3 protein-coding genes are annotated in these 3915 nt (G+C 67.3%); 2 read left to right on the top strand and 1 reads right to left on the bottom strand.

Annotated elements, in window-relative coordinates; all coding sequences use genetic code 11:
* A partial coding sequence (locus HMPREF9440_RS06420) for a LysR substrate-binding domain-containing protein (protein ID WP_040764376.1) occupies window positions 1-789 on the top strand: 789 nt, incomplete at its 5' end.
* Between the two features lie 140 nt (window positions 790-929).
* A complete protein-coding gene (locus HMPREF9440_RS06415; protein ID WP_008542620.1) occupies window positions 930-2708 on the top strand; it encodes a flavocytochrome c in 1779 nt (592 codons plus the stop codon).
* Window positions 2709-2899: 191 nt separating this feature from the next.
* On the opposite strand, the gene HMPREF9440_RS11245 is transcribed toward HMPREF9440_RS06415, so the two are convergent.
* A partial coding sequence (locus HMPREF9440_RS11245) for an amidohydrolase family protein (RefSeq protein ID WP_008542619.1) occupies window positions 2900-3915 on the bottom strand: 1016 nt, incomplete at its 5' end.

Genomic DNA, 3915 nt, shown 5'->3' with positions numbered 1-3915 from the left:
GCCCTCGGAACGACGCTCTTCGTGCGCGAAACGCGCGGGCTCACGCTCACGCCCGCCGGTCTCGCGATGCGGGCGCACGCCGAGGGGATCCTCTCCGCGGCCGCAAAGATGGAGACCGCCTTGGGTGCCTTCCGCGAGGGCGAGCGCACGACGCTGCGCATCGCATCCAACAGTTCCGGCATTCAGAACTACCTCGCGCCCGCGGTGGGGAGCTTCTTGGCCGACGAAACCGTGCGGCTCACGTTTCTCGAACGAAAGAGCACCGAGACGATTCTGGAGGTTTTGGCCGGTCAAGCCGAGCTCGCCTTCTGCATCGAGTCGGCGGCCAGGGATCACGCGGACGAGGTCGAGATCATTCCGCTCACGGTCGACCGCCACATCCTCGTGACGCCCCCTGGTCATCCGTTGGCGGCGTCGGACCGCGCCGACCTCCCGACCATACTCGGTTTCCCCTACATCGGCCTCATCGAGACGACGCCGATGGGGCACGCGATGCGTGAGCGCGCCCGCGCGCTCGGCCTCACCTACGCGCCGGTCGTCGAGATGCCCTCCTTCTCGCTGCTCCTCGAAATGGTACTCTCGGGCGCGGGCGTCGCGATCGTCCCGCGCTCCGCACTCGCCCGGTTTCCCGGAGCTTCCGGGCTTACGGTCGTGCTGATCGACGAACCCTGGGCGCTCCGCCCCCTCGTCTTCGCGCACGCGAAGTCGAGGCCTTTGCCTGACGCCGCCCGCCGCTTCGTCGAGCACGTGCGGGCGTCGCTCGCGAAGGCGCCCGCGGCGAAGCATTGAGGCTTCCTCAACACCTCTTCAAGAACAACTCAAACCCTCCTTCCCGAACGCCGCGTAGAGTGCCCGGCTTGCCGGTCGGCGCCCCTCACGACCCCAGACTCCGGGCGCACGACCGTTTGAGAATTTCGAAGGAGAGTCCCATGTTCAAAATGAAGATCACGGCCCTCGCGTTGGGCGTCGCCCTTTCGGGCAGCGTCGCCGCCGCGGGCGATTTGGCCGGTTTTCACGCCGCCCTCGGCGGCTGCGCCGTCTGTCACGACACGAACGCCGTGACGGCCGCGAACGTCCCCGACGACGAACGCGCCCTGAACCAGAAGTGTGAAACCTGCCACGGCGACTACAAGGCTTTGGCTGAGAAGACGAAGGATCTGCGCTTCAACCCGCACGCCTCGCACCTCGGCGACATCAACTGCACGGTCTGCCACGCGGCGCACGAAAAGCCCAAGCTCGCCTGCAACGACTGCCACACCTTCGACATGAAGCTCCCGTTTGCCGACGCCGCCGCGAAGGAGAACTGGGACAAGGGCGTCGATGAGGCCGCCGTCGCGAAGGCGCTCGCCGAAGCCCCGCGCGAAACGGTCGACGTGCTCGTGATCGGTGCCGGGAGCACCGGCTACAACGCCGCGATCAGCGCGAAGCGCGCGGGGGCGTCCGTGCTGCTCCTTGAAAAGCACGCGTTCTCGGGCGGGAACTCCATGCTCGCCGCCGGCGGCTACAACGCCGTGGGGACGCCCCAGCAGGCGAAGAAGGGCGTGAAGGACTCGGTCGAGAGCTACATCGAAGACACGATGAAGGGCGGCCGCGGCAAGAACGACCCGGCGCTCGTGAAGATCCTTGCGGAAGAATCCGCCGCCGGCATCAAGTGGCTGGAAGACATGGGCGCGAACATGGACGACCTCAAGCGCTCGGGCGGCGCCAAGGTCGACCGCACGCACCGTCCGGCGGGCGGCCTCTCCGTGGGTCCGCACATCATCGACGTGCTGCGCGCGCAGGCCGAGAAGGACGGCGTTCCCGCCCGACTCAACTCCCGCGTCGTCAAGATCAACCTCGACGCCGACCACAAGATCGAAAGCGTGATCGTGCACGGGAAGCACACGGGCTACTACAAGGTAGCCGCGAAGGCGATCGTGCTCGCCACGGGCGGCTACGGCATGAACCAGGAGATGATCGCCTGGTACCGTCCGACCTTCAAGGGCATGACGAGCTCGAACAACGTGACGAGCACCGGGGACGGCATCCGCATGGCCCTCAACATCGGCGCTTCGACGGTCGACATCGACTGGGTGCAGGCGCACCCGACCGTGGGCAAGGACAGCCGCATCCTGATTTCGGAAACCGTCCGCGGCGTGGGTGCCATCATGGTGAACAGCGAAGGTGCGCGCTTCGTGAATGAACTCACGACCCGCGACCGTGCGTCCGACGCCATCCTCGCGCAGCCCGACCGTACGGCCTGGCTCGTCTTCGACAGCCAGCTCTACGGGAAGGCCAAGATGGTCCGCGGTTACGACCACCTCGGGATGCTGAAGAAGGCCGACACGGTCGGTGAGCTCGCCAAGGCGACCGGGATGGATCCGAAGACGCTTGAAGCGACCGTTTCCGCCTACAACAAGTACCGCGCCGCGGGCAAGGACGAAGCGTTCGGCCGCCCCGACATGCCGCTCTCGATCGACAAGGGTCCCTTCTACGCGGTCCACGTCGCGCCCGGCATCCATCACACGATGGGCGGCGTCGCGATCACGCCCGAGAGCGAAGTGCTCGACATCCAGAGCCGTCCGATTCCGGGGCTCTACGCCGCAGGTGAAGTCACCGGCGGTGTGCACGGCCTGAACCGCTTAGGTGGAAATGCCGTGGCGGATACCGTGGTTTTCGGTCGCCGCGCAGGCGAACATGCGGCCAAGTACGCCCTCGGCCTGAAGTAATCGCACCACTCCCGCCTGCTCCGGTCGACCCCGACCTCTCCAGGCTTCGTTTCCGAGCTCGGACCCCGTCCTCTCTCTTCTCCCGGACGGGGTCCGAGACTGGTTGTGGGGAGGCCCGCACCGCGCGAACGGTGCGGGCCTTTCGTCGTCTTGTGGGGTTGGAGGGTTTTGAGGAAGCTTTTCGACGCCCGTCACCCGAGCTCCCCGTACCGCAACACCCCGGCGGACACCGTCGCCAGCACCTTGACGCGCCGCACGTCCGCACCGGGCACCGCGAGCGGGTCTTCCGACAACCGCATGAAGTCCGCGCGTTCGCCCGGGCGCATCGTGCCGCCGAAGCCGTAGGGAGAAAGTGCGGGCATCACCCGCGCGGCGCGCGCACCGTAGAGCGACAACGCCGTTCTCATCTCGACCGCCTCGCCCGCCCCGAAGCTGCGTCCCGAGGCGTCGACGCGGGTCGTGGCGCTCTGCAAGGTCGCGAAGACGTCGTCCGGATCGGCCCAGGTGGTGGCGGGTGCGTCGGACGAGAGCGCCAAGGGCAGATCCGTCCCCGCGAGCTTCGCCAGGGGCATGACTTCCGAGAGACGCGCCTCCGTCAAGGAGGCCCTGTACGCCGGCCACTCGGCGAAGGGGAAGATCGGCTGCGTGGTGATGCCGATCCCGGCCTTCACCGCCAGGATCCTTTCCAGCAGATCGTCCGGCACGAAGGAGGCGTGCTCGAGACGCACCGACGGCACGCCCTCCATCCAGGGCTCCAACGGCTCGACCAATTCGAGAATGTGTTCGAGCGTCGCGTCCCCCATCACGTGAATCGAGACCTGCACGCCGTTCCGCTTCGCCCAGGCGAAGGCCGCGCGGAAGACCTCATCGTCGATCAGGCTCTCGCCCGTCGTCCCGTCGGCGTAGGGCACGCGCACCTTGGCGCTTTTGGCCGAAACGCTCCCGTCCGAGAAGAGCTTGACGCCCGCGATCCGGGCATCGCCCGTCTTTTCGTCGTCCGAGAGCTCCGGCATCCCGTAGGGGTCGCGCCCGCCCGTCCACGTCTGGTAGATGCCGCAGAGCACGCTGAGGCCTTGGGCCTGGGCCTTCCGCCACACAGAGAGCATGTCGACGGGGCCGCGCTCCGCCATCATTTCCGTGACGCGCGTGATCCCGCGGCGGGCGTAGTGGGCTTCGAGCTTGAGGAGCGAAGTGACGGCGGCCGCTT

The organism is Sutterella parvirubra YIT 11816 (assembly GCF_000250875.1).
Taxonomy (GTDB): domain Bacteria; phylum Pseudomonadota; class Gammaproteobacteria; order Burkholderiales; family Burkholderiaceae_F; genus Sutterella; species Sutterella parvirubra.
This window is presented reverse-complemented; position numbering and strand designations above follow the sequence as displayed.

Bases quoted from the DNA above. Each gene is read 5' to 3' on its own strand.
- HMPREF9440_RS06415 (WP_008542620.1), top strand. From the start codon at position 930: ATGTTCAAAATGAAGATCACGGCCCTCGCGTTGGGCGTCGCCCTTTCG.